This window comes from Nonomuraea sp. bgisy101, from assembly GCF_057708945.1.
The window spans coordinates 258,177-284,751 of record NZ_JBYITD010000002.1 but is presented as its reverse complement, the minus strand read 5'-3'; the positions used below and the strand labels follow the sequence as shown (position 1 = coordinate 284,751).

The following is a 26,575-nucleotide window of genomic DNA, read 5'->3' as shown; positions in this document are numbered from 1 at the left end:
ACTACGCGGGGAACGAGTCGGGAAGGTCCAGCCCACCCGGCATGTTCTTGTTCGTCGGCATCTTCGGCGTGAGGCGGCCCGAGGCCTTGTCGTACTGGAGCCCGAGGCCGTCGAGCATCGGCATCGCCTTCATGTCCTGGAACTTCGCGGCCTGCTGCTGGCTCAGCATCTGGGCGCCCGAGTAGATCCCCATGAGGGCGAAGCCGACGATCGTCAGCTTCTTGAGCGCTCCGGTGGAGGCGCGGCCGATCTGGGGCCCGACGGTGCTCGCGGCCGTCTCACCCGCCGCCACGCCCACAGGGCCCGCCGCCCACGTGGCGCGCATGAACACCGCGAGAGCGAGCATCGCGACAGCGGAGGCGACAGCCAGGTAGGACCCGGCTTCGACCATCCCCCTGGGTGAGGCGGCGGCATCGCCCATGGTGTTGCGGTGGTCGCCTTTCTTCTCCCACTCCACCCCGAACTGCTCCATGGTCTGCTCGACGACATCCCAGGTGCCGCCCTCCCACAGGGCGTCTGCCTGCAGCTTCTTCTTGAGGTCGGCCAGGGACTCACGCAGGGCGGCGATCTCGGTCGTCTCGCCGCCCTTGTCGGTCGACTGCCAGGACTGCTTGCCCTTGTCCATCGGCTCGGTGTCGGCCGCGATGGCCCCGTACGCCAGCGGAACCGCCGCCGCCCACGCACGCCTGATCCAGATCGCCGCCCCGATCTGGACGCTGATCGCGATCAGGTACCGCTGCAGTGTAGGTCCCATGATCACACCTCGTGCGTCAGCGTCGGCGGGGCGATCCCGTCCTGATCCATCCAGACACCCTCCTCCTCGCGGAGTTCGTAGGTGTCCTTGTCCCTCTCCTTGTCATCCGTCTGACCGCCGCCGGCGCCCATCGGCGGCATCATGGGCATCATCGGGGCGCCGCCGGCGCCGTTGATGCCGCGCGCGCCCAGGCCGGCGGCTCCCGCGCCGCCGAGCCCCGAGCCTGTCCCGGTGCCCATGCCGGTGCCCGCCCCCGCCCTGCCGTACGACGAGCCGGGGTCGCCCGTGTAGGTGACGGGCGTCTCCGGCGTGCGCAGGTTCGGCGTCTGCAGGTTCGGCGTCTGCAGGTTCGGCTGCTGGTAGTCGGCCAGCCCGGTCGACCTGGGGTCGGGCGTGTTCAGATCCGGAGTCTTGAGATCCGGCGTGTTGAGGCCGGCGTTCTCGAGGTTGGGGTTCCTGAGGTCCGGATAGTTGAGGTTCGGATTCCTGAGATCGGGATTCCTGAGATCGGGATTCCTCAGGTCCGGGTTCTTGAGATCGGGGTTGGGCAGGTTGGGGTTCCTGAGGTTCGGGTCGTCGAACCCCGGCACCTTCGGCCCCTGAAGGTCCGGCTGGTCGATCCCGGGAGTCTTGAGGCCCCCGTCGCCGGGGTTGAGCGAGGAAGGGCCGCCCAGATTGCCCAGACCGCCCATGTCGCCCAGGCCGCCGAGGTCGCCGAGCCCGGCGGGCTGGATGCCGCCGGGCTGCTGCGGGAACTGGCTGTCGTCATCGGACTTGCGATAGTTGGCGTCGGCCAGCGCCAGCGCGGACCGCCAGGACTTGAGCACCTCCCCGGCCACTCTGGCGCCCTCGACGTCCCGGTCGCGGGCCTGGTCGTGCGCGCTCGCCACCTGCCTGATGGCCAGCGGGTAGTAGATGCTGATGCCGCCCGTGCGCGTGGCGAGCGTGCCGGTCTTCTCAGCGTCCTCGTCGAGGCTGCCCGACGTCGTCTTGAGCTTGTCCTTGACGAAGGAGATGCCGGAGGACGGCGTGAGGTTCACGTTCGCGTTCTGGACTCCTGGCTGGATTCCCGGCCAGGAACCGTTTCCCGCGTTGGGGTAGCCCGTCACGACTCACTCGTTCCGCCGATGAGCTCCGTGGTCACCTCGTGCGGCGAGGTCCACGGGTCGCGATCCTCCCGTAGGTCGGTCGAGCGCGAGTTGTCCTCGCTCGCTTCCGCGCCACCGATCGCGCCCATCCCGCCCAGCGGCAGGACCGGCGTGCCCGCGCCGAACGCGCCCCGCGAAGCCGCCGCGGTCATGGCGTTCGGTCCGTTCATGGAGCCGCCGCCGATCACCGAGGGAGTACCGGGCTGGCCGCTCGTCGGACCGACGAAGGTGTTGGGCCGCCCCGGCGTGGGGTAGACGGTGGGCGGCGTGGTGGTCTGGATCTGCCCGTACGGCGTCGTCGGCGTCGTCGTGGGCGTCGTCGTCATGGGGTTGGTGGGCGGGGTCGGCCTGTAGGAGGCCGTCTCCGTCTGACGGGACCCGTCTTCCTGGCCGATCACCGCCGGCGCGGTGCCGTCGCTACCCGTGCCGCTGCCGGTGCCCGTGCCGGAGCCCGTGTCGCCGTTCCCGCCGGGAACGGTCGGGTCGCCTCCGGGAGGGTCCGTGCCCGGCGGCGTGCCGGGCCTGCCAGGGTTCTGCGGGTTGGAGTCATCGCCGCCGGTGCCCGTGTCACCCGAGCCCGGGCCGGTCTTGCCGGGGGTCTGCCCTGTCCCGTCTCCGCCCGGCCTGTTGATACCACCGCCGGTCGAGCCGTCACCCGAGTCGAAGGTGGGCGTGCCGGGAGGAGCGCCCCGGTAGGAGGACGGGTACCGGTCCGGGTCGGAGTAGGTGGTCGGCGTGTAGCCGGTCTCCGCGCCGGGCGGGGCGGGGATGTCCAGGTCGTAGGAGACCTCGTCGGGAACCTGGCTGTAGAGGGAGACGATCTCCTTGTTGAGCTCGTCCAGGATCTGCCGCGCCTGCTGGTCCCGCCGGGCCTTGGCCTCCGCCACCGGGTCAGTGCCGGGCGGGTACGGCGCGGGCCCTGGAGAGGGCTTGGGCGTCGAGGTCGAGGTCGGCTTGGACGTCGGGCTCGGAGGAGTGGTGAGCGTGGGGGTCGGGGCCGGCTCCGACTTGCCGGTGGGCGGCGGGGCCGTCTCGATGGCCTCCGCCTTCCTGATGGCCTCGGGCAGGTGCGTGGCGCCGTAGGCGTTCAGCGCCGTCGACATCGCCTTCATCTTGGTGGCCAGCTGGTCGCCCGTGGTGTCGAGCTTGTGCAGACTCGCCTGGAAGAGCGCGGCGGTGGGCCCGCCCCACATCTCGCTCAGCCCCTTGGCCGCCGAGAGCAGCGACTCCCGCGCCAGCCCGATCATCGAGGCGGCGCTGGAGTAGGCGTCGGCGGCCTTCACGACGGCAGGGGCGTTGGTGTCGTTCAGCCACGTCTTGATCGTCTCGGCGGACGCCGTCACCGCACCAGCGTCGGGAGCGTCGCCGGACTTGATCTGATAGGTGTTCGACTCGCTGGCCACCCTGAACCTTCCAATGCGCGGACGTCAGCCGCCGTTGAAGCGATTGCTCTTCTCGTACTCCACCGCGTGGTCCTCGAGTGCCTGCACGACCGACTCGAACGTCGAGACGAACTTCGCGTAGACCATCTCAAAGCCACGGGAATTGCCCTCGAGGCTGACCACGCCGCCGGGGTCCATTTCGGTCGAACCGACCGCGTGGGCGAACTTGGCCGCCGTCGACCAACTGCCGATCTCGTCGCGACTGATCCTGGCGTGGCCCTGGACGCTCTCGAGCGCTCCGGTCATGAACCTCTCACCGGGGATCGCCGGGCCGCCCATGCCCCTGCCGTTCATGACGGACAGAATGCCGCGCATCTCCTTGGCGATCGCACGCATCCTGTCGACACTGAACTCGACGGTGTTCTCGTCACCGTTGAGTCCGGGCCATCCGCCGTCAGGTCCTGCCATGATGCCCTTCCATCCTCACGACGACGACAAATCCGGCCACCACACGAAGCGGTGACCGGTGAGCCGGATCTGCCTCAGAACTGCGTCCACATGGACTGGTTGTGCCGCTCGGCGATCTGGTAGTTCTCGTTGGCCGTGTTGACGTGCTTCTGGGCGGCCCCCAGCTCCGTGCGCATCTGCTCGGCCTGCTGGTTCCACTTGACCTTCTTCTGCTCGAAGAAGGTCTTCGCGCCACCGCCCCAGGCGTTCTGGTCGCCTGCCTGGTCGTCCCCGTCCCCGGTGCCCAGCACCAGCGCGAGGTCACGCATGAGGTCGGTGGTGATCTGCTCGAACCTGTTCACCATCGCGACGAGGTCGCCGCTGACGACGTCCATCGTCCCGAAGTTGACCTTGACGCGGTCGCTGGCGCCAACATCGTTGTGCGGAATGGCCATGGCGATATCTCCTAGCGGTTGATGAGGTTCTGGACGAAGGACGCGCCCTTGTTCTCGTCGTCGACTGCCGCGTAGGTCTGCGCGTTGGCGCCGAGCTTCTCGGCCACGTTCCTGAGGTCGTCACGGACGACCCTCATGTTGTCGTCCCAGCCGATCATGGCCTGGCCGAAGGACTTGGCCGCGGCACCCGCCCAGCCGGTCGCGAGGTTCTCACCCGTCAGGATGACAGCCTGACGCAGGCCCTCGATCTCCTCTTCGGCCTTCACCACAAGCATCTTGGCGCGCTCGATCTGAGATGCGCTCGCCTGATAGAACTCCGCCACCAGTACCTCCTGTGCCGTGCGGCTCCGTCCAAGCGCGGCGCCACCCCCGTTACGGCCTCAGCCGTCCTCAGACGGGGAGCGATCACCGCATCAAACATCAAAGGGCACATAGGTACCCTGTCGCAACATAACTAACAAGTATGCAGATCACAGATCGATAACATCAGAGTGGCCCGCAGGCAAACACGCAGGTAGTTGAATTGCACACCGTTGACCCCGGCTGTCGATTTCGAGTCAACGGAAACAACGACCGCCTCTCCCACCTGCCTGGAGTGCCCCGACTTGGGCTACTGTTGCGGATCACTGAGTGCCGGGGGACGGAGGCCGGGTGAGCGAACAACGCAGCATGGACAGCCTGCTCAACTGGGGGCAGGCTGCCGAGCCTGATCGCTTACGTGACATCGACGACGCGCCGCGTGGTGGAGGCGACGGTGTCGTGCCGTTCACCACCTCGTCCGCCGACCCCCGGGTGGCGCCCGCCGGCGACACGAGCGACGCGTCCGTCACGGGGCCCGCCGTACCGGCCGATTCTCAGGCGACAGGCGCCGGCGACACGGAGTTGGTCTCCGTCGCTCCCGCCGAGTCCGATGAGCCCGTCGACACCGAGCCCGGCTTCGTCGAGCCCGAGGCGGCGGAAGGCGACCCCGACTGGGACTCGTCCGGCAGTGACGTGGGCGCAGACCCGTCCTCCGACGCGGCCGCGGACGGCGAGGAGGGGCAGGTCGCGGAGTACGTCGAGGGCAGTGGCGACGCCGACATGGCCGACCTCGAGGGCGGGCTGAAGGACATCGACGACCCGAACACCGGCGGCGAAGGCAACGGCGACCAGAATGGCGACGGGGGCGACGGCTCCGGTGATGGCGGCTCGGGCGACGGCGGCCAGAACGGCTCGGACCAGGGCGGCTCAGGCGGCGACGGCTCGGACCAGAATCCGGGCGAGGTGCCAGGTCAGGACGGGAGCGGGGACCCGTCGAACCCCGGCGGCGACAAGCCCGGCGAGGACAAGCCCGGTGACGACAAGCCCGGTGACGACAAGCCCGGTGAGGAGAAGCCCGGTGAAGGTGATGGGGCGGGCGACATCCCGACCCCGGACACCCCCAGCATCCCGGGCGGTGGCGGCGGAGGCCCCAGCGGCGGTGGCGGCGGTCCCAGCGGTGGCGGTGGAGGGCCGAGCGGAGGCGGCAACGGCGACCCGAACAAGACCGACGGCAAGAACGACGGCAAGAACGACGGCAAGGACGACGGCAAGGGCAACGGCAAGAACGACAACGCGGACAAGCACATCAACAAGGAGACCATCAAGAACGTGGCCTCCATTGTGATCAACGAGGTCGCTCCCGCCCTGCGGCAGGCGTCGGAGAAGGCCGGGGGCACCAGGGCCAGCCTCATGGTCTTCGGGGTGGCGGGCATCCCGTTGGCGCATGGGCACGATCGGGCCCGCATGGCGGCCGTCGAATATCTGAACGGGGGCGTCTCGCTGGTCGGCCGGTGGGATACGGCGCTGCAGAAGTCGTCGCTCAACTGGAAGGACGCCGACGACAACAGCAAGTACAAGGGAGGCTGACCTCATGGACGTATGGCTCGCCATGTATCTGGAGGGAATCGGGGCCAGCACGCTGGCCGCCTACCTCGCGCCGAGCAACGCCGCCTTCGCCATCCCTCTGGCCATGGGCGCGCAGGCCTCGAGCGTCGAGGGGCAACACGCGCTCGCCAACACGTGGGAGGAGTCGATCCAGCACCTGCGGACGGCGCGCACCGGGTTGGAGACGGCCCAGAAGACCGCCGAAATGCCCAAGGAATGGACCGCCGACGATCAGAAAGAGTTCCGCGCCAACGCCAAGGACCTCATGGCCGACGTCGACACGGACATCCGGATCAAGGAGTGCGCACGGGACGTGTGCCGAGCGACCGCCAGGGTGTCCACAGGCGGAGCCATCCTGTCGGCCACGGCCGGAACCACGATGCTGATCGCCGCCTACGCGGCCTCTGTGGCGGCGGCGGCGCCCGGGCTCGGCACACTGGCCAGCCGGATCGGGATGCTGGCCACCTCCAACGCCGTGCTGCGTGTGGTCAACAGCGCGCTCACCAAGAAGATGGTGATGGTGGGCGCCGCCGGGGCGATCCTCTCAATGGGCGAGGGATGGCTTCTCATGCAGAAGGCCAACCTGGACAGCAAGGTCACCAACCTCGAGGGCGGCAAGCCCGACTTCTCCCAGCCGGAGAGCGGCTGGGAGAAGAAGCTGCAACAGCCGAAGACGGCGCAGGCCTAGAGGTCGAGGCGGCGGCGGATCTTGTCGAGTTCGCCCATCACGTCCTCGAAGGTCCTGTTGTAGGCCGCCTCGGCGTTCTTGACCTGCTCCAGCGCGGCGTCGGGGTTGCTGATGAGCTTCATGGGGTTCTCGTCCTCCCCGAACATCTCCCCCATGGTCTCGTTCACCTGCCGCTGCAGGTCGGCGGTCGCCTCCTGCACGACAATCTTGACCTTCTCCGCCAGCTCCCCCGAGCTCAGCCGCATCGCTTTCGGGTGGAGCTCGAGCATGGTCAGACCAGCGTTGGTGTACTCCGCGCTGACCAGTCCGTCCTCGTCCTGCGCCTTGCCGACGAGCTCGCTCATGACCTTCTGGAGCTCCTCGACGCGGGAGAACTGCTCCTCCGCGTTCTTGAGGAGCTTGTCAATGTCGAGGTTCGCGAAGTCCCCGAAGTCCTGCACCGGCTACTCCATCCTGGAGGGGCAAACGTCCAGCAACGTAGCGGTTGTCGGTTTACTCCGCAATCACGGGCGGCCGGCAGGCCCATCCGCCGCCCTCCCGACGGAAGGGGGCGCGGCCGTGCCGGCGACGCCTCCTGCCATCAACGAATCCATAACTCACGACAATTGTCCGCGCGCCCGCACGGCCACCGCTGACTCATGGCCGGCCACCCGGCGCACTCAAGCAGGGCGAGAGCTCCGCAGCAATAGAAGAGAAACAGCGAGGCCGCCGTCGCCCGCTGAACGGTGCCCCGCGAGCAGAGGTTCGTGCTCGTCAGAGGCCGAGGTTAAGCCTTCGTTAATTCCTTCTTGACGTTCAGCGTCCAAAGATCATTCCGGGGTGTCATACAAAAGTCACAATGGTAAAAAGGCCGCATGTCTGACGTTTTTCCTTCTGCCACTTCTGCGCCACCTACTTCCGCACCACCTACGTCTGCCTCACCCACTACCGCACCACCGACTTCTGCGCCGCCCACGTCTGCCCCACCCACTACCGCGCCGCCCACGTCTGCTCCACCGACTTCCGCGCCGCCCACGTCTGCCCCACCCACTACCGCCCCGCCCACTACTGCGCCGCCCACGTCTGCCCCGCCGACTTCTGCACCGCCCACGTCTGCCCCACCCACTACTGCACCGCCCACTACTTCGCCGTCCGCGTCTGCCTCCCCCACAGCGGTCAGCCCTTGTCCGCACAAGCCGCACTGTCCGCCTCCGGTCTGCCTCCCCCCCGCTTTGCGCTCCCCCCAGGCCAACCAGAACGTCACCAGCCCCTCGCGCCCCACCGCCCCCAAGGGCCCCAGCAGCCCTGTCAACCCCGCCAACGGGTACGACACACACGCCGGCTTCGTACGGAAGTTCGCCGGCACCATGGACAGCTCGGCCACCGGCGTCCACACGCTCAAGGAGCACACCCCCGTCTTCGAGGGCTGGAACCTGGTCCCGCTCGCCGGCATCCCCATCGTCGGCCTGCCGTTCGTCGGCCGGTTCAACAACATCTCCAACACCTGGCGCGACAGCGCCGGCATCCTCGGCGGAGTGCTCCGCACCGACAGCGGCAAGCTGTTCCAGGCGGCCGACGTCTACACGGCCGCCGACCAGGCCGGAACCCTCGGGAAGAAGTGACGGAAGCGATGTCGACTCCACCGATCGAGCCGTCGAAGTTCATTCTCCCCGGCCAGACGGCGCCGACCTCCCCGCAGCAGCTTCACATCACCAACAGCAGCGGCAGCGTGGCGCGGACCGTCACGGTCCAGCCCGCCCCCACCCCGCGCACCGACCCCGGCTTCTACCGCCGGCTGATCAGCAGCATGAACCCGCTGCGGCAGACCACCAGGGCCTCGATGGCCATGTCAGGGCTCGGGATAGCGGCGATCGCGCTGGACGTGGCGGCCACGCTCAACCTGGGCAACCCGTTCCTGTTCTACGGCCGCCGCGAACAGTGGAAGGAGATGGCCGGCCTCCTGGAGGGCAACAGGTCCGACCTGTGGCGCTCCTACTTCGACGACATCTCACCGAACTGGAAGGGGCACGCGGTCGAGATGCTCCAGCAGTACATCCGGTTCAACGTCAACGGCCTCTACAGCCAGCTCGGCAAGATCTCCGGTGAGATGAGCGGCACCATGCACGCGCAGTACAAGGAGGTGCTCGAATACGACCTGTCGGTCTTCGGGCTGTACGCCACATCGGCCCCCATCCTTCGCACCCTCGCCGGCATGAGCCTGCACCCTGTCGGCAGGGTCGCCCTGATGACTCAGGTCGGTGTCTTCATGAGCGCGGCCGGCAACCTCATCAAGCAGTTCGCGGACGTCTACTACTCCTACGAGGGCGACCTCAACAAGCTGGAGCTGAAGCTCAACGACCTCAGGGGCGCCTTCTACCGGTCAGGCAACCCCGCGATGGGACCTCGCGACCTCAACATCTCCCCCAGCATCGGAGACGCCGCCCACGTCGCCGACAACTGGATCCCCGCGGGCAAGGAGAACGCGTGAAAGACGCCGAGGCCTTCGCCCAGGGCAGGGTCGGCGACCTCGACGGCCTGATGCGAGAGCTGAACGGCTGGGTCGGTTCTCTGACCGCGGCCATGGGCGACCTTGCCGAGCAGAGGCTCGAAGGCACCGACCCCACACAGACGGTGCGCGCCGCGGTAACGGGCACAGGCCGCCTGCTCACCCTGTCCATCGACACCCAGAAGCTGCGCGGCCTCGACCACGTCGAACTCGCCGAGGCCGTCCAGGAGGCGATCGGCGCGGCCAGGCTCGCCATCGGTGAGCGCGTGGCCGAGCTCATGCGAGACGTGGCCGGCGCCCAGACCTCCGCGGACGACAGTGACCCCCTGGCCCCCTACATCCAGAACGTGCTGCGGGAGGGATGAGCAGTGGAGGAGATGGAAGCGGCCCAGGCGAGGCTCGACGACCTGGTGACGCTGGCGGACCGCGCCGACGACATGGTGGACCGGTGGAGTGCCGGCGAGTTCACCGCCAGCGCGGACGAGGGCCGCATCGTGGCGACCACCGACGCGCTCGGCAGCCTGCTCAGCCTGGACATCAGCCCGGTGAGCAGAAGAAGGCTGGACGCTGTGGAACTCGCCGACGCGATCCTGACCGCCGTCGTCGCCGCTGAGGATGCCGCTGCCGCGTCCAAGGACGAGCTGATGGAGGATCTGCGGGCGGCCCAGCGATCCATCGAGCGCCGTTCCTGACGCCCTGCCGTGGACGATCACCGGGACCGGCGCCACCGGCGCCGCGACTTCCCGATACCGGCATCCGGAAGTGGCTGCCGGTCGACCGCGGCCACACGATCGACCGGCTGAGCAGGAACGACGACTGGTGACCAGGTCAGCCTGAGAGGCCGCGCACCCAGGAGTAGACGTCGAGGACGCCGAGCGCGAGCGGGAACAGCGCCGCGATCAGCATGAGGTCCACGATGTCACCCGCGCGGCCCCAGAACGGCGAGGGCTTGCCCGTGGGCAGCCACATCCCGAGGCCGGCCGCGATCAGCGCCACCCACAGCAGGCCCACGCCGACGGCGACGGCCGCGATGTCGCCCATTCCGGCGCTCAGAGACAGCCCCAGGGCCGCCAGCCCGCCCAGGCCGACCACGAGCAGCCAGATCCGCTGGCCGAGCCCGTGGAAGACCCTGGCGCGCATGACCAGGGTCAGCGCGAGGACCACGACCATGATCCTGGCGGCCCAGCCGCCCTCCATGACCAGGAGGAAGAGCGCGCCCGCCGCCACCAGGCTCACGCCGGCGATCAGGCTCGTCACGTAGGACTGGGCCTTGACGGTGCGCTCCTTGACCTGCGCGGCGTCGAGCCGCTGGTTGTCGGTGCGCAGCTCTTCCGCGCTCGTCGGCATGGAGGGCAGCGGCAGCTTGGCCAGCCTGAAGGCCAGGGTCGGGAACAGCGGGGTGAAGGCCAGCAGCACGGTGACCGCGACCGCCGCCACGCCCGCCGGCGAGGTGCCCCAGATCATGACGACCGCCGCTCCCGCCGCCCCGGTCACCGAGGCGATGGCCGTACCGAGGAATCCCGGCAGGCCGTCGGAGGTCAGCGTGCCGCCGAAGGCCGCCACGAGCGCCGTACAGGCGAAGGCGGCGAGCAGGTTGGGCGCGGCGAAGCCCGCGCCTCCTGGCGCGAGCAGGCCCGCCAGGAACCCGTACGGCAGCGCGGCCCACCCGATCGGCGCGCCCACCGAGGAGTCGCCGATGGCCCTCGACATGACCGCGCCCGTCACCAGCAGCAGCAGCGCCAGCACGCCCGCCACGATCGCCCTGATCGTCCACGGCGGCCCTGCCAGGAACAGCGCGAACGCGCCCATGGTGAGCAGTCCGCACGCGGCGGCGGTGCCCGCGGTGCGGGTGTGGTCGGGCGTCCACTTGCCCGAGCCCTCCTTGATGCCGCCCGCCACCAGGTCGGCCACGTCGTCGTACAGCGCGGGCGGCAGCACCGCCTCGCGCGGCCGCAGGTAGAGCACCTCGCCGTCGAGCACGCCGAGCGCGCCGAGGCTGTGACCGATGTCGAGCGGGGCGCCGCCGAGGCGTTGCAGCATCCAGCCCGAGGCCGACGCGGACTCTCCGCCCACCTCGTCCATCGCGCGGAGCAGACCGGGCAGGACGTGCGGCAGCGGAATGTCCGCGGGCAGCGCCAGATCGGCTCTCTTGCGCGGTCCCACGATTGTGACGTGGCACAAGGCCGGCATGGGAGCGGGGATCTGCGCGAGAGCGCCCTGCTGCATCGGGCCTTGAGGGGATGGTCCATGAGCAAGCGACTTCACAGAATGAAACATATCGGGCAAGCGGAACGACCCGCATTGATGGTAAGAAATTGCTGTGTGAGCATCGTGATTGTGCGACGGCCCGAACGCCGCGCCAGCCCCAAGCCACCGCGTGGCGAGGTTCTGCTCGAATCGCCGCCGGAAATCCCCGAAGTCCAGGGTCAGGGCTTCATGATGATCCTGACCTATCTGCCGATGGTCGCCGGCGGCGCGGCGATGGGACTGATGTTCACGTCGGGAGGCAATTCCAACCCGCTCATGTACGTCGCCAGCGGCCTGTTCGCCTTCTCCATGATGGGCATGACCATCGGCCAGATGGGCAGGCAGTCCGGCGAGCGCAAGCACCGGCTCAACGGGCTGCGCCGCGACTACTTCCGCTACCTGTCGCAGGTGCGCAGGAAGGCCCGCAGGGCGGCCAAGCAGCAGCGCGAGGCCCTGGAGTGGAGCGGCCCCGCCCCTGACTCGCTCTGGTGGATCGCGATGGGCCCGCGCCTGTGGGAACGCAGGCCCAGGGACCCCGACTTCGGCACCGTACGGCTCGGCACCGGCGTGCAGAAGCTCGCCATCCAGCTCATCCCGCCGGACTCCAAGCCCGTCGAGGACCTCGACGCGCTGACCGCCGGCGCGCTGCGCAGGTTCGTCAGGGCGCACGCGACGGTCTCCGAACTGCCCGTCTCGGTGGCTCTCGGCTCGTTCGCCCGCATCAAGCTGTCGGGCGACCGCCAGGCGGTCCGCGACCTGGTCAGGGCGATGATCTCCCAGATGGTCGTCTTCCACTCGCCCGACGACCTCCGGATCCTGATCTGCGCGGGCAAGGAGTCCATGCCGCAGTGGGACTGGGTCAAGTGGCTCCCCCACGCGCTGCACCCCGAGCAGACCGACCTGGCGGGCCAGGTGCGCCTGATGGCCGAGAACCTCAGCGAGCTCGACCGGCTGGTCGGCGGCGAGCTGAAGGAGCGGGCCAGGTTCAAGCCGGGCGCGCCCGCGGACGCGCTGCCGTACCACGTGGTGATCGTGGACGGCGGGTACGTCCCGCACGACTCCCAGCTCGGCATGGACGCCATCCAGGGCGTGACCGTGATCGACCTCTCGGACACCGCGGGGATGGTGGAGGAGAAGGCGATGCTGCGGCTGGACATCCAGCGCGACGCCTTCCACATGATCAAGCTGGACCACGCAGGCAAGGCGACGAACACCCGCCTCGGCGAGCCCGACTCGCTCGACTATCTGATGAGCGAGGGCCTGGCCAGGCAGCTGGCGCCCCTCAGGCTGTCGTCGGGCGCCTCGGGCGGCGAGGCGCAGGACGTGCTCTCGATCAACACCACGCTCACCGACCTGCTCGGCGTCGGCGACCCTTCCAGTCTGGACACCGCGCAGACGTGGCGGCCCCGCGCGGGCCGCAACAGGCTGCGCGTGCCGATCGGCCTCGGCGCCGACGGCCGCATGGTCGAGCTCGACATCAAGGAGTCGGCGCAGGGCGGCATGGGCCCGCACGGCCTGGTCATCGGCGCCACGGGTTCCGGCAAGAGCGAGCTGCTGCGCACGCTGGTGCTCGGCCTGGCCGTCACGCACTCCTCGGAGATCCTCAACTTCGTCCTGGTCGACTTCAAGGGTGGCGCGACCTTCCTCGGTCTCGAGTCGCTCTCCCACGTCTCCGCGGTCATCACCAACCTCGAGGACGAGCTCCCGCTCGTCGACCGCATGCACGACGCGCTGCACGGCGAGATGGTCCGGCGGCAGGAGCTGCTGCGCTCGGCGGGCAACTACGCCTCGCTGCGCGACTACGAGCGGGCGCGGGAGCAGGGCGCGGAGCTGGCGCCGATGCCGACGCTCTTCGTCGTCCTCGACGAGTTCAGCGAGCTGCTGTCGGCCAAGCCCGAGTTCATCGACCTGTTCGTGATGATCGGAAGGCTGGGCCGTTCGCTCGGCGTCCACCTGCTGCTGGCCTCTCAGCGGCTGGAGGAGGGACGGCTGCGCGGCCTGGACACCCACCTGTCCTACCGGATCGGCCTGCGCACCTTCTCCGCCATGGAGAGCCGGGTCGTGCTGGGCGTCGCCGACGCCTACGAGCTGCCTTCCGCTCCCGGCAACGGCTATCTCAAGTTCGACACCACCGGCATGACGCGCTTCAAGGCCGCCTACGTCTCCGGCCCCTACCAGGCCGACCCCTACCAGGCCGCCGCCTCCTCGGCCGGCGGCCCCGTCCGCGAGGTCGTGGAGTACGGCCCCGCCTTCGCGCCCATCCCCGTGGTGGAGAAGCCGGCGAAGGAGCTGGAGCCGACCGAGGACAAGACGTCGCAGACCAGCCTGCTCGACATCATGGTGGACCGGCTGCGCGACCGCGGCCCCGCCGCCCACCGCATCTGGCTGCCGCCGCTCGGCCAGCCGCCGACGCTGGCGCAGCTCCTGCCGCCGCTGTCGGTCACTCCCGAGCTCGGCCTGACGACGACCGGCTGGGCGGGACGCGGCAGGCTCCACGCCGTCATCGGCATCATCGACAAACCCTTCGAGCAGCGGCGCGACCCGTTCTGGCTGGACCTGTCGGGCGCGTCGGGACACGTCGGCGTGGCCGGCGGCACGCAGAGCGGCAAGAGCACGGTGCTCCGCGCGATGATCACCAGCATGGCGCTCACCCATACGCCGCGCGAGGTGCAGTTCTACTGCCTCGACTTCGGTGGCGGCGCGCTCGCGGGCCTCGACGGGCTCCCGCACGTCGGCGGCGTGGCCAGCCGCCTTGACACCGACAGGGTCCGCCGTACGGTCGCCGAGATCGCCTCCCTGCTCCAGCAGCGCGAGCGCATGTTCGGCGAGCTCGGCGTCGACTCGATCGCCTCCTACCGCAGGATGATGGCCGACGGCGAGATCGAGGGCGACGGCTGGGGCGACGTGTTCCTCGTCGTGGACGGCTGGCTGACCATCCGGCAGGAGTTCGACTCGCTGGAGCCGACGATCACCGACCTGGCCGGGCGCGGCCTCGGCTACGGCATCCACATCGTGGCGGCCACCAACAAGTGGTCGGAGTTCAGGCCAGGCATCCGCGACCTGTTCGGCACCAGGATCGAGCTCAAGCTGGGTGACGCCTACGAGTCGGAGATCAACCGCAAGTCGGCGCTGGCCGTGCCCGAGGGGACCCCAGGACGCGGGCTCACCAAGGAGGGCATGCACTTCCTATCCGCGCTGCCCAGGATCGACGGCGTGCAGAACGCCGAGGACGTCTCCGTGGGCCTGCGCGCGCTGGTGCAGACCGTCAGGGACGCCTGGCAGGGCCCTCCGGCGCCCGGAGTACGGCTGCTGCCCTCCGTGCTGCCCGCCGAGCTGCTTCCCGGCCCCGACGAGACCGGGCGGAAGGTCATCCCGATCGGCATCGACGAGGCCACGCTCTCGCCCGTGCTTCTCGACCTGGAGGCCGACCCGCACTTCATCGTCGTCGGCGACACGGAGAGCGGCAAGTCGAACCTGCTGCGGCTCATCGCCGAGAGCGTGGTGGCCAGGCAGACGCCGCGCGAGGCGATGATGATCGTGATCGACTACCGAAGGTCGCTGCTCGACTCGGCGGCCACCGAGCACAGGATCGGCTACGCGGCGTCGAGCACCGCCGCCGCCGACCTGATCAACGACGCCAGGCAGGCGCTGCTGAAGCGCCTGCCTCCCGCCGACCTGACGCCCGAGCAGCTGCGTTCGCGCAGCTGGTGGCAGGGGTCGGACCTCTACATCGTGGTCGACGACTACGACCTGGTCGCCACCTCGAACAACCCGCTGCAGCCCTTGGCCGACCTGCTCCCGCAGGCTCGCGACATCGGCCTGCACCTGATCATGTCGCGGCAGATGGGCGGCATCGGCAGGGCGATGTTCGATCCGATCATCACCAAGCTCAAGGACATGGCCAGTCCCGCGCTGGTCATGTCGGGCAACAAGGACGAAGGTTACGTCTTCGGCAACATCCGCCCGCAGCCCCTGCCGGTCGGCCGCGGCTACTTCGTCGACAGGAGGTCGGGAGCGCGGCTGTCGCAGACCGCCTACCTGCCGTGATCGCGATCGGGCGGGGCGTGCGCCGCTGTCCCCGCCGAGCGCCTGGCCGGCTCCTCGACCAGGCGCTCGACGGGGACGGGCTCGGGCGGCGGCTTCTCCGAGCTCATGTCGACGTCACCAGCTGGCCGCTATGCTCGATCTTGTCCTTTTTGAGCATCTCCGGGAGGCGCGACCGGTGGCTGGTCTCGATGTCCATTTCCAAGCACTGAACGAGTGCGGGAGGGCGGCGAAGAACGCGAGCAAGGCGCTCGTGCCCGGCGACATGATGGCCGCCGACAAGCTGCCGGCCCTGCCGGGCAAGCTGACCGACTCCACCGCGTTCGGCAAGCTCGACAACTCCCACAGCCTGGCGGCCGACATCGACAAGATCTGGACCGAGGTCGTCAAGGACGATCTCGAGGAGGCCAGGAACAAGCTCGGAGGCGTCGAGCGCGCGCTCGACAAGGTGGAGACGAACATCCGCGCGGCGGACAGGCCATGACCGAGAACGCGACGCCGGGCGTCGACAGGCTCGACGCGCTGGTCGCCAAGGTGACCTGCGATCCCGCGGCCATCCGGACGATGGCCAAGCAGTGGAGGGCGATCGCCGGCGAGGTACTGGACGAGACGGGCAAGCTGGGCAAGGCCGTCATCGAGGTCGGCAGGACCTGGCACGGCGACTCGGCCAACGACTTCCAGAGCTACATGCAGGGCTACGGCAAGGCGGGCGACGGCCTCCACGACGCGCTGGCGGGATGCGCGAACGCGGCGGACACGCTTGCCAAGGACCTGGAAACCGCCGAGGGCAAGGTCAGGTGGATCCGAGAGGACCTCATCACGCGGGCGAACCAGTACCGGATCGACTGGAACAAGCTGAACCCCGACGACCCTGACGGAGTCGACAAGGGCCTGAAGGAGATGGGCGACAAGGCCGTCTCGGACGCCGAAAGCTGGGCAGGCAAGGCGAACACCGCCCTCAGTGACGCCAAGACGGCCATCGCCGACGCGCTGAAGTTGCGGACGGTCACGTTCAAGAGCATCAACGACCCCCTCCTGCGCGACTTCGTCCCCGATGACGACCGCACCAAGATGCAGTGGCTGCCGACCGATCTCAGCAGGACCACCGACCTGGCGGGGACGAATCCGAGCGGCGCGGGAGGCGCGGGAGCAGGCGGTGGAGGGGGCGGATACGGCGGAGGCGGCGTCTCCTCAGCGGGTGACGTGCCCGCGCCCCGCGCGCAGGTGGTCGAGTGGATCAAGGAAGCGCTGAGGATCATCAGGTCGCCCGAGATGGCCGGGATCATGCGCTCCCGCGGCATCGACGTGAGCGACCTCGACCCCGACGATCCCAAGGACATCGAGCGGATCTGGACGATCATCCATCACGAGTCGGGCGGCAACCCGAGCGCGATCAACAACTGGGACATCAACGCCAGGAACGGCGTGCCGTCGCAGGGTCTCATGCAGACGATCCCGCCCACCTTCAACACCCACAGCCTGCCGGGGCACAAGCAGATCCTCGAGCCCGTCGACAACATCATCGCCGGCGTGCTCTACACCTACAAACGTTACGGTGACCTCGGCCACCACCCCGGCATCGCCTCCCTGGAACGCGGCGGCGGCTACCGGCCGTACTAGCGGCCGGGCAGCCACCCCGGCGGGAAGATCAGCGCGCGCAGGCCGTGTCCCTCGAGCTTGCCCATCCACTCCTCCGGCGTGGTGGCGACCGGGCCGTCCACACCGTCGGACAGGTTGTAGGCGGGCGTGTAGCCGAAGCCCGAGCCCGCGAGCCTGGCGAACAGCTCGGTCGCCCGGCTGGTCGGCAGGTTCCGAAGCGGGAACTTGGCGGCGTCGTAACCCAGGACGTAGCCGGTGTTGCCGGTCCAGATCCGTAGGAACTCGGCGCCGTTCTCCTTCGCCGAGCCGATCGGCTGGCCGTGGGCGGCGTTCACCATGGCCTTGATGCCGAGCGAGCCGCTCGCGTACGCGATGCCGTCCACCGTCGCGTAGACCAGCGTGGTCAGCGCGTACTTGGGGAACCCCGCGCTGAAGATCTTGGCGGCGTTGGTCCCGAAGAGGGCCTTGAGCAGCCGGGCGGTCCTGATCAGCTTGACGATCCTGACGGTGGCCACGGCGTACAGCCATGTGGTCATCGGCTGGAACATGACCATCCACACCAGCTGCAGCAGCTCGTTCTCGACCTCGGCGAAACGGCGGCGCACGTCGTCCACGAGCTTGGCGTAGGCCGTGCACACGACGGCGACGACCCGCAGGTCGGCCACGAACGCGGCGGGCAGCGGCCTGATGTTGTCGTTGTAGACGGCGGAGAACGAGTCGATCCCCGCGCCCGCGTTGTTCTTGACCACCGAGGAGTAGGTCTGGTCGGCCCGGTAGGCGAGCCCGTTCTTCGGCTCGTCGCCGCCGTCGATCACGTCGGCGAGCCTGGTGAAGGTTTGCGCCGCGCTGCGCAGCTTCTCCGGCGAGGCTTCGGGGGCGACCACTCCCGCCCACACCCGGAGCCCCACCAGGGTGCCGGCGGAACCGGCCATGAACGTCATCATCAGGCGGTTGACGGGGAAGGCGGCGGCGATCATGGCAACAGACCCTTCGGCGCGAGGTCGTCGGCATCCGGCCGCTTGTAGACGGGAATGTCCTTGATCGTCAGATCGTCCGCACTGGCCCAGTCGGCCACCGCCACGTTGTCCCGCATGATGGACAGCTTCTGGCCGAGGTCATCGTAGACCTGCGCGAACTGCCCGAGCAGATCGATCATCTCCACCCGTTTGGGCGCGTACCACTCGACGAACTTCCTGTCCGACTCCTCCTCGGTCGGGAAGTGGCCGAGCTCCTCCAGCTCTCTGACGGCCTGCGCCAGGGCCGTACGGAGGTCGTCGCCGATGTCACGGAAGGCCGCGGCGGCGACAGTGTGGAGGTGGGATAAGTCGAGGTCCAGGGATGGCTGCTCGCTCACAAACGTCTCCCGCGGAAAATGAATCGGGCGGATCATGCCTTTCGGCCATGATCCGCCCATTTCATTTCACATATATCTATATGTGGTTACTTCCGCGTATCGGGCTGTTCATCCGCAGTTGTCGAACCCAGAGCTCGTGTTGCCCTGGCTCGTGCTGCCGGAGAACCTGACGCAGCTGCCCTTTCCATACGCCTTGATGACCGCGTAGTACTTGTAGTCGCCGCTGTCGGTCACGGGCGCCTTGCCCTGGACCTCGAGGGTCGCGCCCACATGGGTCAGCTGGCCGATGTTGGCGGTCTTCATCGTGACCACGCAGTTGTAACCGGTGCTGGTGTTGTACAGCTGGTAGGTCGTGCCTCCGGAGAAGGACGCCTGCCGCTGGACGTAGAACCCGCCGCCACAGGCCTGGCCCGGCGTGTAGGGGTTGGTCTTCTCGGCGGGCGGCTCGGTGGTCTTCGTCGGGGTCGGCGACGGCTTCGGCTCGGCCGGAGGGGTCGGCTTGCTCTGCGTCGGGGTCGGCGAAGGCTTGGGGTCCGCCGGCTTGGTCGGCGTGGGGTCGACCGTCTTGGTCTCGGTCGGCTTGGGCTCCGGCGGCCTGCTCGTCGAGGGCGCGATGCTCGGCTGCTCCTGCGTGCGGGTCGGCGTGGGAGTGGCCTCCGGCTCCTGCGTCGGCCGCTCCTCCTCGGTCCGCGTCGGCGTCGGCCGCTGCGTGTGCTTCTCCTGCGGCGGGGCCTCGGGCTCGCCCTCCTTCGTCTTGCTGGGCTTCGGATCCGGCTTGTGCGTGGGCTCGGCCGTCACCGTGACGGTGGGCTGCTGCGAGGGCACGGGCGCGACCGTCGTGGGCGGCACCGCGATGTTCTGGGTCGGCACGGGCACAGGCGTAGGCGAGGTGACCGAGGTCAGCTCGGGCTCGGGCAGCGGGCTGTTCGGGTCGTCGGTCGGCAGCTCGAACGGCATGACGTCGGTCGACTCGGGCCCCGGCGTCTTGGCCCACGGCACCGCCACCTTGGCCTGGCCCTGCTGCGTACCCAGCGGCTGGGGCTGCGGCTGCGCGATCCCGTTGCCCGTGTCGGTGGCCGAGGCCTCACCCTTGGGGCTGGGCACGCCGTCGGCGGACTGCCTGCCCTCGGCCGCGACCGTGTTCAGCGTCGTGGTGCCCGCGTACTGGTTGGCGCCCCACAGCCCGACCGCGGAGATCGTCACGACCGCGGCCATCGCCGCGACCAGACCCACGGGGAACGGCCTGCGGGCGGGCGGCGGCGCCTGCGCCGGAACCGAGACGACCGGGTGCGGGCCGTGCGGCGGCTCCTCCGGCGCCTCGACCGGCGGCGGACCCCAGGCCTGGGGCACGGCCGGCACGGGCGCCGTCTCGACGGGATCAGGCTCGGGCGTCCGGTACATCGGCAGCCTGAGCGTGCCCTCCAGCGGCGGCGAGGGGTCGGGCACGATCACCGCGGGCGCGCCGGCGACCAGCTTGTCGGCGTTCTTGTCGCCGAGGAGCTGCAGCAGCGCGGTGTAGGTGGTCGGCCGCTTCGCGACCTCCTTCGACAGCGCCGCCACCACGACCCTGCGCAACGGCTGGGGCAACGGGCCGACGTCGGGCTTCTCATCGAGTACGGCCTGCGTCTCGTGCTCGAAGGGAGCGCGCCCGGTGGCGGCGTACACCACGGTCGCCGCCCAGGAGAAGACGTCGGAGGGCGGGCCGTACCGCAGTTCCTTCAGCTGTTCGGGCGAGCGGTAGCCGAGCTCGCCTGCCGGCTCGCCGATCGCCGCGTCGGTCACCCTCGGGCCGTCCGCGCCGAGGATCACGTTGTGCGGGGTGAGGCCCCTGTGGGTCACCCCCGCCAGATGCGCGGAGGTGAGCGCGGTGAGCACACCGACGGCGACGCGTTCCAGCGCGTCGTCGGTGAGCGGACCGTCGGCCTCGACGGTCTCGGCGAGGCTGCGGCCCTCGACGTGCTCGCGCACGACGTACGGCGTGCCGTCCTCGACGCCCACGTCGAACACGCGGGCCACATAGGAGCTGGAGACGCGCTTGACGCTGCGCAGCCGGTCCAGGGTCTCGCTGTCATCCGCGGACTCATCCGTCAGCGGTTTGATGGCGCGCAGTTCTCCATCATCGGAGTCGCGCCCCAGGTAGACCACGCCGCGCGGGCCCACGCCAAGGCGTCCGACGATGGCGTGGTCCCCGAAGCGCTCAGGGTCTCCTGGCGACAAGGCGTCCATGACCCACCTTTCCATGACAAATCATGATCGGAGCACATTGAACCAAATCTGCCCCACGCGTAACGAGAGTTTCGGGATGTAATCTGACAGTTAACCGTCAAGTCGTAATCAATGAGGGCGCCCTGGCCGCCATCCCCTGCGCTTTCCCAACGGCGCGACCAGTCGCGTGGTCAGAACCACGCCCGCCAGGGCCAGCGCCGACACCGCCACGATCACCGCGACGGTGATCGTCCGCCAGTCGACGGGCGGCGTCTTGGCGATGGCGCTCTCCGCCAGCGGCGGCGGCAGCGGAGGGGCCAGTTCCACCTGCTCGGTCGGCAGCACGGAGGTCACCGCGAGCAACGGGTTGACGACGCCCGCTCCGGTGCCGTTGCCGAGCGCGCCGTCGGCGGTCACCTCGATGCGTCGCCGTACCTGTTCCTGGTTGAGCCTGGGGAAGCGGGAGCGCACCAGCGCGGCCACCCCCGCCACGTACGGCGCGGCGAAGCTCGTCCCTTCCATCTCGTCCATGAACAGCCCGCCTGGCCACGTGCTGATGATGCCCTGGCCAGGCGCCATGACGGCGACGTTGGACTTGGTGTTGGAGAACTCCGACCGCTGGCCTCCCGGTCCCACCGAACCCACCGAGAGGACACCCTCGTAGGCGGCGGGGTACTCCATCTTCTCCTTGTCCCTGGGGTCGGAGTTGCCCGCGGCCGCGACGATCACGATGTCCTTGGACAGGGCGTAGCTGACGGCCGCCCTCAGATCGGGCTGGTCCGTGGTCTGGGTGGAGATGTTGATCACATCGACGTTCATGTCGGCCGCCGCGTTGATGGCCTTCACAAGGAGGGCGACGTCACCCTGCTTCTTGTTCGTCTGCTTCAGCGACACGAGCCTGACGGCGGGGGCGACGCCGTAGAAGGGGAAGTCGGTCCGGTATCTGCCCGCGATGATGCCCGCCACCGCGGTGCCGTGTCCCATGCAGTCGCCGTTGCCCGTGGAGGTGAAGTCGATCTCCTTGCGGAGCGGGATCAGCGGGTGCTTCGAGTCGACGCCGCTGTCGATCACCGCGACGGTGACGCCTTCTCCTCGGGTGAGCGGCCACACCCTTTTCGCGTCGAGGCGGGCCTGCGCCCAGGGCAGGGAGATCTCGCTCAGACCTGCTTCGGGCGGGGAATCGCACTTGAGGGGGGCGGCCTCGGCGGCGACCGGCACGAGCGTGAGCGTCATCGCCAGGCTGACGGCGAGCAGGACCCTTCCGACCATGAAGCAAGAGCCTAGCTTGACCCTTTTGCCGAGCTATAGCCGTTCCCGCCCGCAACGGCCGCCCCACCGGCGTCACCCTGGCCCGGCGCCCATCCGGGCCCGGGCCGTGGACGTGGGCCGGGTCAGCGGGTGGCCGACTCGATGTTGCCGCGGTAGGTGTTGATCACCCGAGCCGCCTCCTGCAGTTCCTCCGACATCCGCTGGAAGGCGGCCCGGTAGTTCTGCCACGCCCCGCCGAACCGCTCGGCTCCAGGCCCCGTCCACGCGGTGCCGACCTTGGCCGCCTCGCGGTCGAGCGCCGCCATGGTGCTGCGGACCGCCTCGGCCTGCTGGGTGAACTGGGTGGCCATCTGCTGCATCTCCGCAGGGTTGCCACCGAGCAAGTTGTGCGTCATGCGCTCCTCCAGGGTCGACCGACGGGCGCCCTCACCATAGGCAGCCAACCCCGCCGTCGCCCCCGGTTATGCCGAGCGGCTATGGTCCTCCAGAGGATTGTTCGGATCAAAGGGGGCAAGCATGCGCGAGGTCGTGGTCACCGGCGGTGGGACCGGCATCGGCTACGCCGTCGCGGCGGCGTTCGCCGCGCAGGGTGACAAGGTCACGATCACCGGCCGCCGCGAGCACGTCCTGAGAGAGGCTGCGGAGAAGCTGGGCGCCTCCTTCGTCGCCTTCAACGCCGCCAGCCCCGTCGCCGTGCAGGAGGCGCTCGCCCACCTGCCCAGGACCGTCGACGTCCTGGTCAACAACGCCGGCGGCAACACCAACCTCGACAGGCAGAAGCGCGAGGACGACCTGATGGACCTGGCGGAGGCCTGGTGGGCGAATCTCAACGCCAACCTCCTGTCGGCGGTCCTCGTCACCACCGCGCTGCTCCCCCGCCTGGTCAAGGGCGGCAGGATCATCTCGATCGGCTCGATCGCGGCCCGCGGCACCGGCTCAGGCTCGTACGGCGCGGCCAAGGCCGCCCTCGAGTCGTGGACCGCCGACCTGGCCGCCGAACTCGGCTCCAGGGGCACCGCGAACGTGGTGGCGCCGGGCCTGATCCTCGACACCGAGTTCTTCCGCGGCCGACTGACCCCCGAAGGCGTCAAGCACCGGGTGGACAGCACCCGCAACGGCCGCGCCGGCACGCCCGACGACATCGCGGAAACCGTCCTGTTCCTCGCCTCGGCGGGCGCCGGCCATTTCACCGGGCAGGTCCTCCACGTGAACGGCGGAGCGTACCTGGGAAGGTGACCGCCCCTAGACTCCTTTGCAAGCCGGTGGAGAAAGGAATGACGTCGGTGCGGAAAGTTCTGATCGCCAACCGTGGCGAGATCGCCGTCCGGATCGCCAGGGCGTGCAAGGACGCCGGTCTGGCCAGCGTCGCCGTCTACGCCGAGCAGGACCTCGACGCGCTCCACGTCAAGGTCGCCGACGAGGCCCACGCGCTGGGCGGCCAGTCGCCCGCCGAGACCTACCTCGACATCGCCAAGCTGCTGCGCGTCGCCGCCGGGACGGGCGCCGACGCCGTCCACCCCGGCTACGGCTTCCTCGCCGAGAACGCCGACTTCGCCCAGGCCGTCATCGACGCGGGCCTGACCTGGATCGGCCCGCCGCCCGCCGCCATCGCGGCGCTCGGCGACAAGGTGCAGGCCAGGCACATCGCGCAGAAGGTGGGTGCGCCCCTGGTCGCGGGGACCAAGGATCCCGTCTCGGGGGTCGAGGAGGTCGTCGCGTTCGCGCGCGAGCACGGGCTGCCCATCGCGATCAAGGCCGCGTACGGCGGCGGCGGCCGCGGGCTCAAGGTCGCCAGGTCCGTCGAGGAGATCCCCGACCTGTACGACTCGGCGGTCCGCGAGGCCGTCACGGCGTTCGGCCGCGGCGAGTGCTTCGTCGAGCGCTACCTCGACCGTCCCCGCCACGTCGAGACCCAGTGCCTGGCCGACACCCACGGCAACGTCGTCGTGGTCAGCACCCGCGACTGCTCGCTCCAGCGCCGCCACCAGAAGCTCGTGGAGGAGGCGCCCGCGCCCTTCCTCTCCCAGGAGCAGGTCGACCTGCTCTACACCAGCTCCAAGGCGATCCTCCGTGAGGCGGGCTACGTCGGCGCCGGCACCTGCGAGTTCCTCGTGGGCCAGGACGGCACGATCTCCTTCCTCGAGGTCAACACCCGTCTCCAGGTCGAGCACCCGGTGACCGAGGAGGTCGCGGGCGTCGACCTGGTGCGCGAGATGTTCCGCATCGCCGACGGCGAGGCCATCGGCTACGACGACCCGACGCTGCGCGGCCACTCGATCGAGTTCCGGATCAACGCCGAGGACCCGGGCAGGAACTTCCTGCCCGCTCCCGGCACCCTGACCTCCATGCGCTCCCCTTCGGGCCCAGGCGTGCGGCTGGACGCGGGCTACGAGGCCGGGATGACCGTCCCGCAGACCTTCGACTCGCTCGTCGCCAAGCTCGTCGTCACCGGACGCACCCGTACCGAGGCCATCGAGCGCTCGCGCAGGGCCCTGGCCGAGTTCGAGATCGACGGCATGCCGACCGTGCTGCCGTTCCACCGCGCGGTGGTGAGCGATCCCGCCTTCACCGCCGAGCCCTTCGCCGTCCACACCCGCTGGATCGAGACCGAGTGGTCGGGCGGCATCCCGCCGTACTCCGGCGCCGTGGACTCCGCCGAGCCCGCCGCCAGGGAGACGGTGACCGTGGAGGTCGGCGGCAAGCGGCTGGAGGTCGTCCTGCCCGCGGGGTTCGCCTCCGCGGGCCGCGCGCCCGCCGCGGCCAAGCCCTCGCGCAGGGCGTCGGGCGGCGCCAAGAAGGCCGCCACGAGCGGCGACGCCCTGGTCAGCCCCATGCAGGGGACGATCGTCAAGATCGTGGCGGCTGACGGCGACACGGTGACCGAAGGTGACACGGTCGTCGTCCTCGAGGCGATGAAGATGGAGCAGCCGCTCACCGCGCACAAGGCCGGTACCATCACCGGTTTGGCCGCCACCGTGGGACAGACCGTCACCTCGGGAGCGACCATCTGCGAGATCAAGGACGCTTAGCGGGTAGGTTTCGCAGGAGAGGGAACTTTGCCGACTGCTCATTCGTCCTCAAGGACGAAGGAGGCTTGCTGCCCATGACCCATCCGCTGCGCCGGACGACGGCCGCGATCGCGGCTCTGATCGCCGGTCTGTTCGCTGTGTTCGCGCTTTCGCCCGCCGCGCACGCCGCGGCGCCACCTGACGCCGCCACGGTGGTTTCCTACTGGAAGGACCAGAAGGACCGGCTCTTCGTCGGCCCTGGCTCCTCGTTGACGTCGGACCAGCAGTCGGAGATCCGCTCCGCGCTGCAGGACGCCAAGACGCCCGTCTACGTGGCGGCGTTCCCCGACGGCACCGTCACCGACCCCGCGACCTACCTCCCCGCTCTCGGCAACGGGCTGAAGAGCGCGGGCAAGACGGGCAAGTACGCCGTCGCGGTACTCGACGGCAACTCACTGCTCGCGGCCGCCAACTTCGGTAAGAAGGGGCTGGCCGGCCAGCTCGCCAACCTGTCCACCAGCAACAACGACGACGTCGTCACCGGCATGAGCGACTTCGTCGAGCGTGTCAACCTCGCCGCCCAGAACAAGCGGTCCGCTCTCGACTCCGGCAGCGCCGCGGGCTCGGGCGGCTCCGGCACGGGCGCGCTGGTCGGCATCGGCGTGCTGGCGCTCGTCGGCGGCGGCGGCTACTTCCTCTACTCCAAGAACAAGAAGAAGAAGCTCGCCGCGCGGCAGGCGGCCGAGCTCGCCGCGGTCAAGACGACCGTCGAGGAGGACGTCACCAAGTTCGGTGAGGAGATCACCGCGCTCGACACCGACGTCAAGCTCGCCGGATCCGGCGGCCAGAACATCACCGAGTGGCAGACCGCCCTCGACTCCTACGAGAAGGCCAAGACGCAGCTGGCCTCGGTCTCACAGGCCGAGCAGGTCCGCGACGTCACCACGACGCTCGAGGACGGCCGCTACGCGCTGGCCGTGGTGAAGGCCAGGGTCAACAACCAGCCGATCCCCGAGCGGCGGGCGCCCTGCTTCTTCAACCCGCAGCACGGCCCTTCGGTGCGTGACGTGCGCTGGGCCCCGCCCGGCGGCGCGCCGCGCGAGGTTCCGGCCTGCGCGGCCGACGCCATGGCGGTGGAGAGCGGCTACGACCCGCAGACCCGCCAGGTCATGGTCAACGGCCAGTACCGTCCGTACTACGACGCGGGTCCGGCCTACCAGCCCTACGCCTACGGCTACTACGGCGGCTTCGGCGACATCATGACCATGATGTTCGTCGGCACCATGATGGGCAGCATGCTCGGCGGCGGCTGGGGCATGGGCGGCTACGGCGCCGGTTACGCCGAGGGCTACTCCGACGCCGGCGGCGGAGGTGACTTCGGTGGCGGCGGCGACTTCGGCGGAGGCGGCGGCGGCTGGAGTGACTTCGGCGGCGGCGACTTCGGTGGTGGCGACTTCGGCGGCGGCGACTGGTAGCAGGCTCCGCCTCCTGATCTGACCGCCAGGGCCCCCGGTGAGTGTTCACCGGGGGCCCTGGCGTGTCCACCGCAGGATGCGGGCCGACGACCGCGCGTCCACGTGAAGAG

At 69.4% G+C, this 26,575-nt stretch carries 25 protein-coding genes; 12 read left to right on the top strand and 13 right to left on the bottom strand.

The features are described from left to right. Position 1: 1 nt before the first annotated feature. From AC3EO4_RS04900 to AC3EO4_RS04875, 6 genes are all read right to left on the bottom strand, one after another. Positions 2 to 754 (bottom strand): hypothetical protein, encoded by a 753-nt coding sequence (locus tag AC3EO4_RS04900; RefSeq protein WP_379571023.1) that lies wholly within the window; start codon positions 752 to 754, stop codon positions 2 to 4. Positions 755 to 756: 2 nt separating this feature from the next. Continuing rightward, positions 757 to 1,863, bottom strand: a complete 1,107-nt coding sequence (locus AC3EO4_RS04895; RefSeq protein WP_431893982.1) for a pentapeptide repeat-containing protein — start codon at positions 1,861 to 1,863, stop codon at positions 757 to 759. After that, positions 1,860 to 3,305 carry a hypothetical protein gene (locus tag AC3EO4_RS04890; protein ID WP_431893980.1) on the bottom strand — a complete coding sequence of 482 codons (1,446 nt, stop codon included), beginning with the start codon at positions 3,303 to 3,305 and terminating at the stop codon, positions 1,860 to 1,862. Before AC3EO4_RS04890 ends, AC3EO4_RS04895 begins: the two co-directional genes overlap by 4 nt. Positions 3,306 to 3,329: 24 nt before the next feature. Beyond that, positions 3,330 to 3,752, bottom strand: coding sequence for a hypothetical protein (locus tag AC3EO4_RS04885; protein WP_379571017.1), 423 nt, complete (start codon positions 3,750 to 3,752; stop codon positions 3,330 to 3,332). A 74-nt stretch (positions 3,753 to 3,826) separates the two neighbouring features. Continuing rightward, positions 3,827 to 4,186, bottom strand: coding sequence for a WXG100 family type VII secretion target (locus AC3EO4_RS04880; RefSeq protein ID WP_379571015.1), 360 nt, complete (start codon positions 4,184 to 4,186; stop codon positions 3,827 to 3,829). An 11-nt stretch (positions 4,187 to 4,197) separates the two neighbouring features. After that, the gene (locus tag AC3EO4_RS04875) at positions 4,198 to 4,509 is read right to left on the bottom strand and encodes a WXG100 family type VII secretion target (RefSeq protein ID WP_379571013.1); all 312 of its coding nucleotides are present in this window, start codon (positions 4,507 to 4,509) and stop codon (positions 4,198 to 4,200) included. Positions 4,510 to 4,837: 328 nt separating this feature from the next. Between AC3EO4_RS04875 and AC3EO4_RS04870 the strand changes: the two genes are divergently transcribed. Together AC3EO4_RS04870 and AC3EO4_RS04865 are read left to right on the top strand one after the other, a co-directional pair. Continuing rightward, the gene (locus AC3EO4_RS04870; protein WP_431893979.1) at positions 4,838 to 6,073 is read left to right on the top strand and encodes a hypothetical protein; all 1,236 of its coding nucleotides are present in this window, start codon (positions 4,838 to 4,840) and stop codon (positions 6,071 to 6,073) included. 4 nt (positions 6,074 to 6,077) lie between these two features. Then, complete coding sequence (locus tag AC3EO4_RS04865) at positions 6,078 to 6,779, top strand: hypothetical protein (RefSeq protein ID WP_379571009.1); 702 nt, start codon at positions 6,078 to 6,080, stop codon at positions 6,777 to 6,779. Here AC3EO4_RS04865 and AC3EO4_RS04860 read toward each other — a convergent pair. Further along, entirely contained in the window at positions 6,776 to 7,219 is a 444-nt protein-coding gene (locus tag AC3EO4_RS04860; RefSeq protein ID WP_379571007.1) for a YbaB/EbfC family nucleoid-associated protein, read from the bottom strand. The genes AC3EO4_RS04865 and AC3EO4_RS04860 overlap by 4 nt on opposite strands. 771 nt (positions 7,220 to 7,990) lie before the next feature. Here AC3EO4_RS04860 and AC3EO4_RS04855 point away from each other — a divergent pair. From AC3EO4_RS04855 to AC3EO4_RS04840, 4 genes are read left to right on the top strand one after another with little or no spacing between them, the layout of a single operon-like run. Further along, positions 7,991 to 8,380, top strand: a complete 390-nt coding sequence (locus tag AC3EO4_RS04855; protein WP_431893976.1) for a hypothetical protein — start codon at positions 7,991 to 7,993, stop codon at positions 8,378 to 8,380. An 8-nt stretch (positions 8,381 to 8,388) separates the two neighbouring features. Further along, the gene (locus AC3EO4_RS04850) at positions 8,389 to 9,246 is read left to right on the top strand and encodes a hypothetical protein (protein ID WP_431893974.1); all 858 of its coding nucleotides are present in this window, start codon (positions 8,389 to 8,391) and stop codon (positions 9,244 to 9,246) included. Beyond that, positions 9,243 to 9,629 carry a YbaB/EbfC family nucleoid-associated protein gene (locus AC3EO4_RS04845; protein ID WP_431893973.1) on the top strand — a complete coding sequence of 129 codons (387 nt, stop codon included), beginning with the start codon at positions 9,243 to 9,245 and terminating at the stop codon, positions 9,627 to 9,629. The genes AC3EO4_RS04850 and AC3EO4_RS04845 overlap by 4 nt, the downstream gene beginning before the upstream one ends. A 12-nt stretch (positions 9,630 to 9,641) precedes the next feature. Next, a complete protein-coding gene (locus AC3EO4_RS04840; protein ID WP_379571517.1) occupies positions 9,642 to 9,956 on the top strand; it encodes a YbaB/EbfC family nucleoid-associated protein in 315 nt (104 codons plus the stop codon). A 136-nt stretch (positions 9,957 to 10,092) separates the two neighbouring features. On the opposite strand, the gene eccD is transcribed toward AC3EO4_RS04840, so the two are convergent. Beyond that, a complete protein-coding gene (eccD, locus tag AC3EO4_RS04835; protein WP_431893971.1) occupies positions 10,093 to 11,454 on the bottom strand; it encodes a type VII secretion integral membrane protein EccD in 1,362 nt (453 codons plus the stop codon). Positions 11,455 to 11,586: 132 nt separating this feature from the next. On the opposite strand from eccD, the gene eccCa reads away from it, so the two are divergent. From eccCa to AC3EO4_RS04820, 3 genes are all read left to right on the top strand, one after another. Next, positions 11,587 to 15,558, top strand: a complete 3,972-nt coding sequence (gene eccCa / locus AC3EO4_RS04830) for a type VII secretion protein EccCa (protein WP_379570997.1) — start codon at positions 11,587 to 11,589, stop codon at positions 15,556 to 15,558. Positions 15,559 to 15,733: 175 nt separating this feature from the next. Then, a complete protein-coding gene (locus AC3EO4_RS04825) occupies positions 15,734 to 16,039 on the top strand; it encodes a hypothetical protein (protein WP_379570995.1) in 306 nt (101 codons plus the stop codon). Further along, positions 16,036 to 17,175, top strand: a complete 1,140-nt coding sequence (locus tag AC3EO4_RS04820) for a transglycosylase SLT domain-containing protein (RefSeq protein ID WP_379570993.1) — start codon at positions 16,036 to 16,038, stop codon at positions 17,173 to 17,175. The genes AC3EO4_RS04825 and AC3EO4_RS04820 overlap by 4 nt, the downstream gene beginning before the upstream one ends. On the opposite strand, the gene AC3EO4_RS04815 is transcribed toward AC3EO4_RS04820, so the two are convergent. From AC3EO4_RS04815 to AC3EO4_RS04795, 5 genes are all read right to left on the bottom strand, one after another. After that, on the bottom strand, positions 17,172 to 18,131 hold the full coding sequence (locus tag AC3EO4_RS04815) for a hypothetical protein (RefSeq protein ID WP_379570991.1): 960 nt from the start codon (positions 18,129 to 18,131) through the stop codon (positions 17,172 to 17,174). The two genes, AC3EO4_RS04820 and AC3EO4_RS04815, sit on opposite strands and share 4 nt — an antisense overlap. After that, positions 18,128 to 18,508, bottom strand: a complete 381-nt coding sequence (locus AC3EO4_RS04810; RefSeq protein WP_379570989.1) for a hypothetical protein — start codon at positions 18,506 to 18,508, stop codon at positions 18,128 to 18,130. The genes AC3EO4_RS04815 and AC3EO4_RS04810 overlap by 4 nt, the downstream gene beginning before the upstream one ends. 108 nt (positions 18,509 to 18,616) lie before the next feature. Continuing rightward, positions 18,617 to 20,734 (bottom strand): protein kinase domain-containing protein, encoded by a 2,118-nt coding sequence (locus AC3EO4_RS04805; protein WP_431893968.1) that lies wholly within the window; start codon positions 20,732 to 20,734, stop codon positions 18,617 to 18,619. A 108-nt stretch (positions 20,735 to 20,842) separates the two neighbouring features. Continuing rightward, complete coding sequence (gene mycP / locus AC3EO4_RS04800; RefSeq protein WP_379570985.1) at positions 20,843 to 21,982, bottom strand: type VII secretion-associated serine protease mycosin; 1,140 nt, start codon at positions 21,980 to 21,982, stop codon at positions 20,843 to 20,845. A 122-nt stretch (positions 21,983 to 22,104) separates the two neighbouring features. Further along, a complete protein-coding gene (locus AC3EO4_RS04795; RefSeq protein ID WP_358136615.1) occupies positions 22,105 to 22,377 on the bottom strand; it encodes a WXG100 family type VII secretion target in 273 nt (90 codons plus the stop codon). Positions 22,378 to 22,498: 121 nt separating this feature from the next. On the opposite strand from AC3EO4_RS04795, the gene AC3EO4_RS04790 reads away from it, so the two are divergent. The 3 genes from AC3EO4_RS04790 (at position 22,499) to AC3EO4_RS04780 (ending at position 26,465) form a co-directional block, all read left to right on the top strand. Continuing rightward, positions 22,499 to 23,218: an SDR family oxidoreductase gene (locus AC3EO4_RS04790; RefSeq protein WP_379570983.1), complete on the top strand. Its 720-nt coding sequence runs from the start codon at positions 22,499 to 22,501 to the stop codon at positions 23,216 to 23,218. 47 nt (positions 23,219 to 23,265) lie between these two features. Continuing rightward, positions 23,266 to 25,011 (top strand): acetyl/propionyl/methylcrotonyl-CoA carboxylase subunit alpha, encoded by a 1,746-nt coding sequence (locus AC3EO4_RS04785; RefSeq protein ID WP_431893965.1) that lies wholly within the window; start codon positions 23,266 to 23,268, stop codon positions 25,009 to 25,011. A 74-nt stretch (positions 25,012 to 25,085) separates the two neighbouring features. Beyond that, positions 25,086 to 26,465: a hypothetical protein gene (locus AC3EO4_RS04780; protein ID WP_379570979.1), complete on the top strand. Its 1,380-nt coding sequence runs from the start codon at positions 25,086 to 25,088 to the stop codon at positions 26,463 to 26,465. Positions 26,466 to 26,575 lie beyond the last annotated feature (110 nt).

What these genes read in the sequence shown, in the direction of transcription:
- AC3EO4_RS04900 (WP_379571023.1), bottom strand. Translation starts at nt 754, where the DNA reads ATGGGACCTACACTGCAGCGGTACCTGATCGCGATCAGCGTCCAGATC.
- AC3EO4_RS04885 (WP_379571017.1), bottom strand. Translation starts at nt 3,752, where the DNA reads ATGGCAGGACCTGACGGCGGATGGCCCGGACTCAACGGTGACGAGAAC.
- AC3EO4_RS04880 (WP_379571015.1), bottom strand. Translation starts at nt 4,186, where the DNA reads ATGGCCATTCCGCACAACGATGTTGGCGCCAGCGACCGCGTCAAGGTC.
- AC3EO4_RS04865 (WP_379571009.1), top strand. Translation starts at nt 6,078, where the DNA reads ATGGACGTATGGCTCGCCATGTATCTGGAGGGAATCGGGGCCAGCACG.
- AC3EO4_RS04850 (WP_431893974.1), top strand. Translation starts at nt 8,389, where the DNA reads ATGTCGACTCCACCGATCGAGCCGTCGAAGTTCATTCTCCCCGGCCAG.
- AC3EO4_RS04840 (WP_379571517.1), top strand. Translation starts at nt 9,642, where the DNA reads ATGGAAGCGGCCCAGGCGAGGCTCGACGACCTGGTGACGCTGGCGGAC.
- eccD (WP_431893971.1), bottom strand. Translation starts at nt 11,454, where the DNA reads ATGCCGGCCTTGTGCCACGTCACAATCGTGGGACCGCGCAAGAGAGCC.
- AC3EO4_RS04820 (WP_379570993.1), top strand. Translation starts at nt 16,036, where the DNA reads ATGACCGAGAACGCGACGCCGGGCGTCGACAGGCTCGACGCGCTGGTC.
- AC3EO4_RS04815 (WP_379570991.1), bottom strand. Translation starts at nt 18,131, where the DNA reads ATGATCGCCGCCGCCTTCCCCGTCAACCGCCTGATGATGACGTTCATG.
- AC3EO4_RS04805 (WP_431893968.1), bottom strand. Translation starts at nt 20,734, where the DNA reads ATGGACGCCTTGTCGCCAGGAGACCCTGAGCGCTTCGGGGACCACGCC.
- mycP (WP_379570985.1), bottom strand. Translation starts at nt 21,982, where the DNA reads ATGGTCGGAAGGGTCCTGCTCGCCGTCAGCCTGGCGATGACGCTCACG.
- AC3EO4_RS04795 (WP_358136615.1), bottom strand. Translation starts at nt 22,377, where the DNA reads ATGACGCACAACTTGCTCGGTGGCAACCCTGCGGAGATGCAGCAGATG.
- AC3EO4_RS04790 (WP_379570983.1), top strand. Translation starts at nt 22,499, where the DNA reads ATGCGCGAGGTCGTGGTCACCGGCGGTGGGACCGGCATCGGCTACGCC.
- AC3EO4_RS04780 (WP_379570979.1), top strand. Translation starts at nt 25,086, where the DNA reads ATGACCCATCCGCTGCGCCGGACGACGGCCGCGATCGCGGCTCTGATC.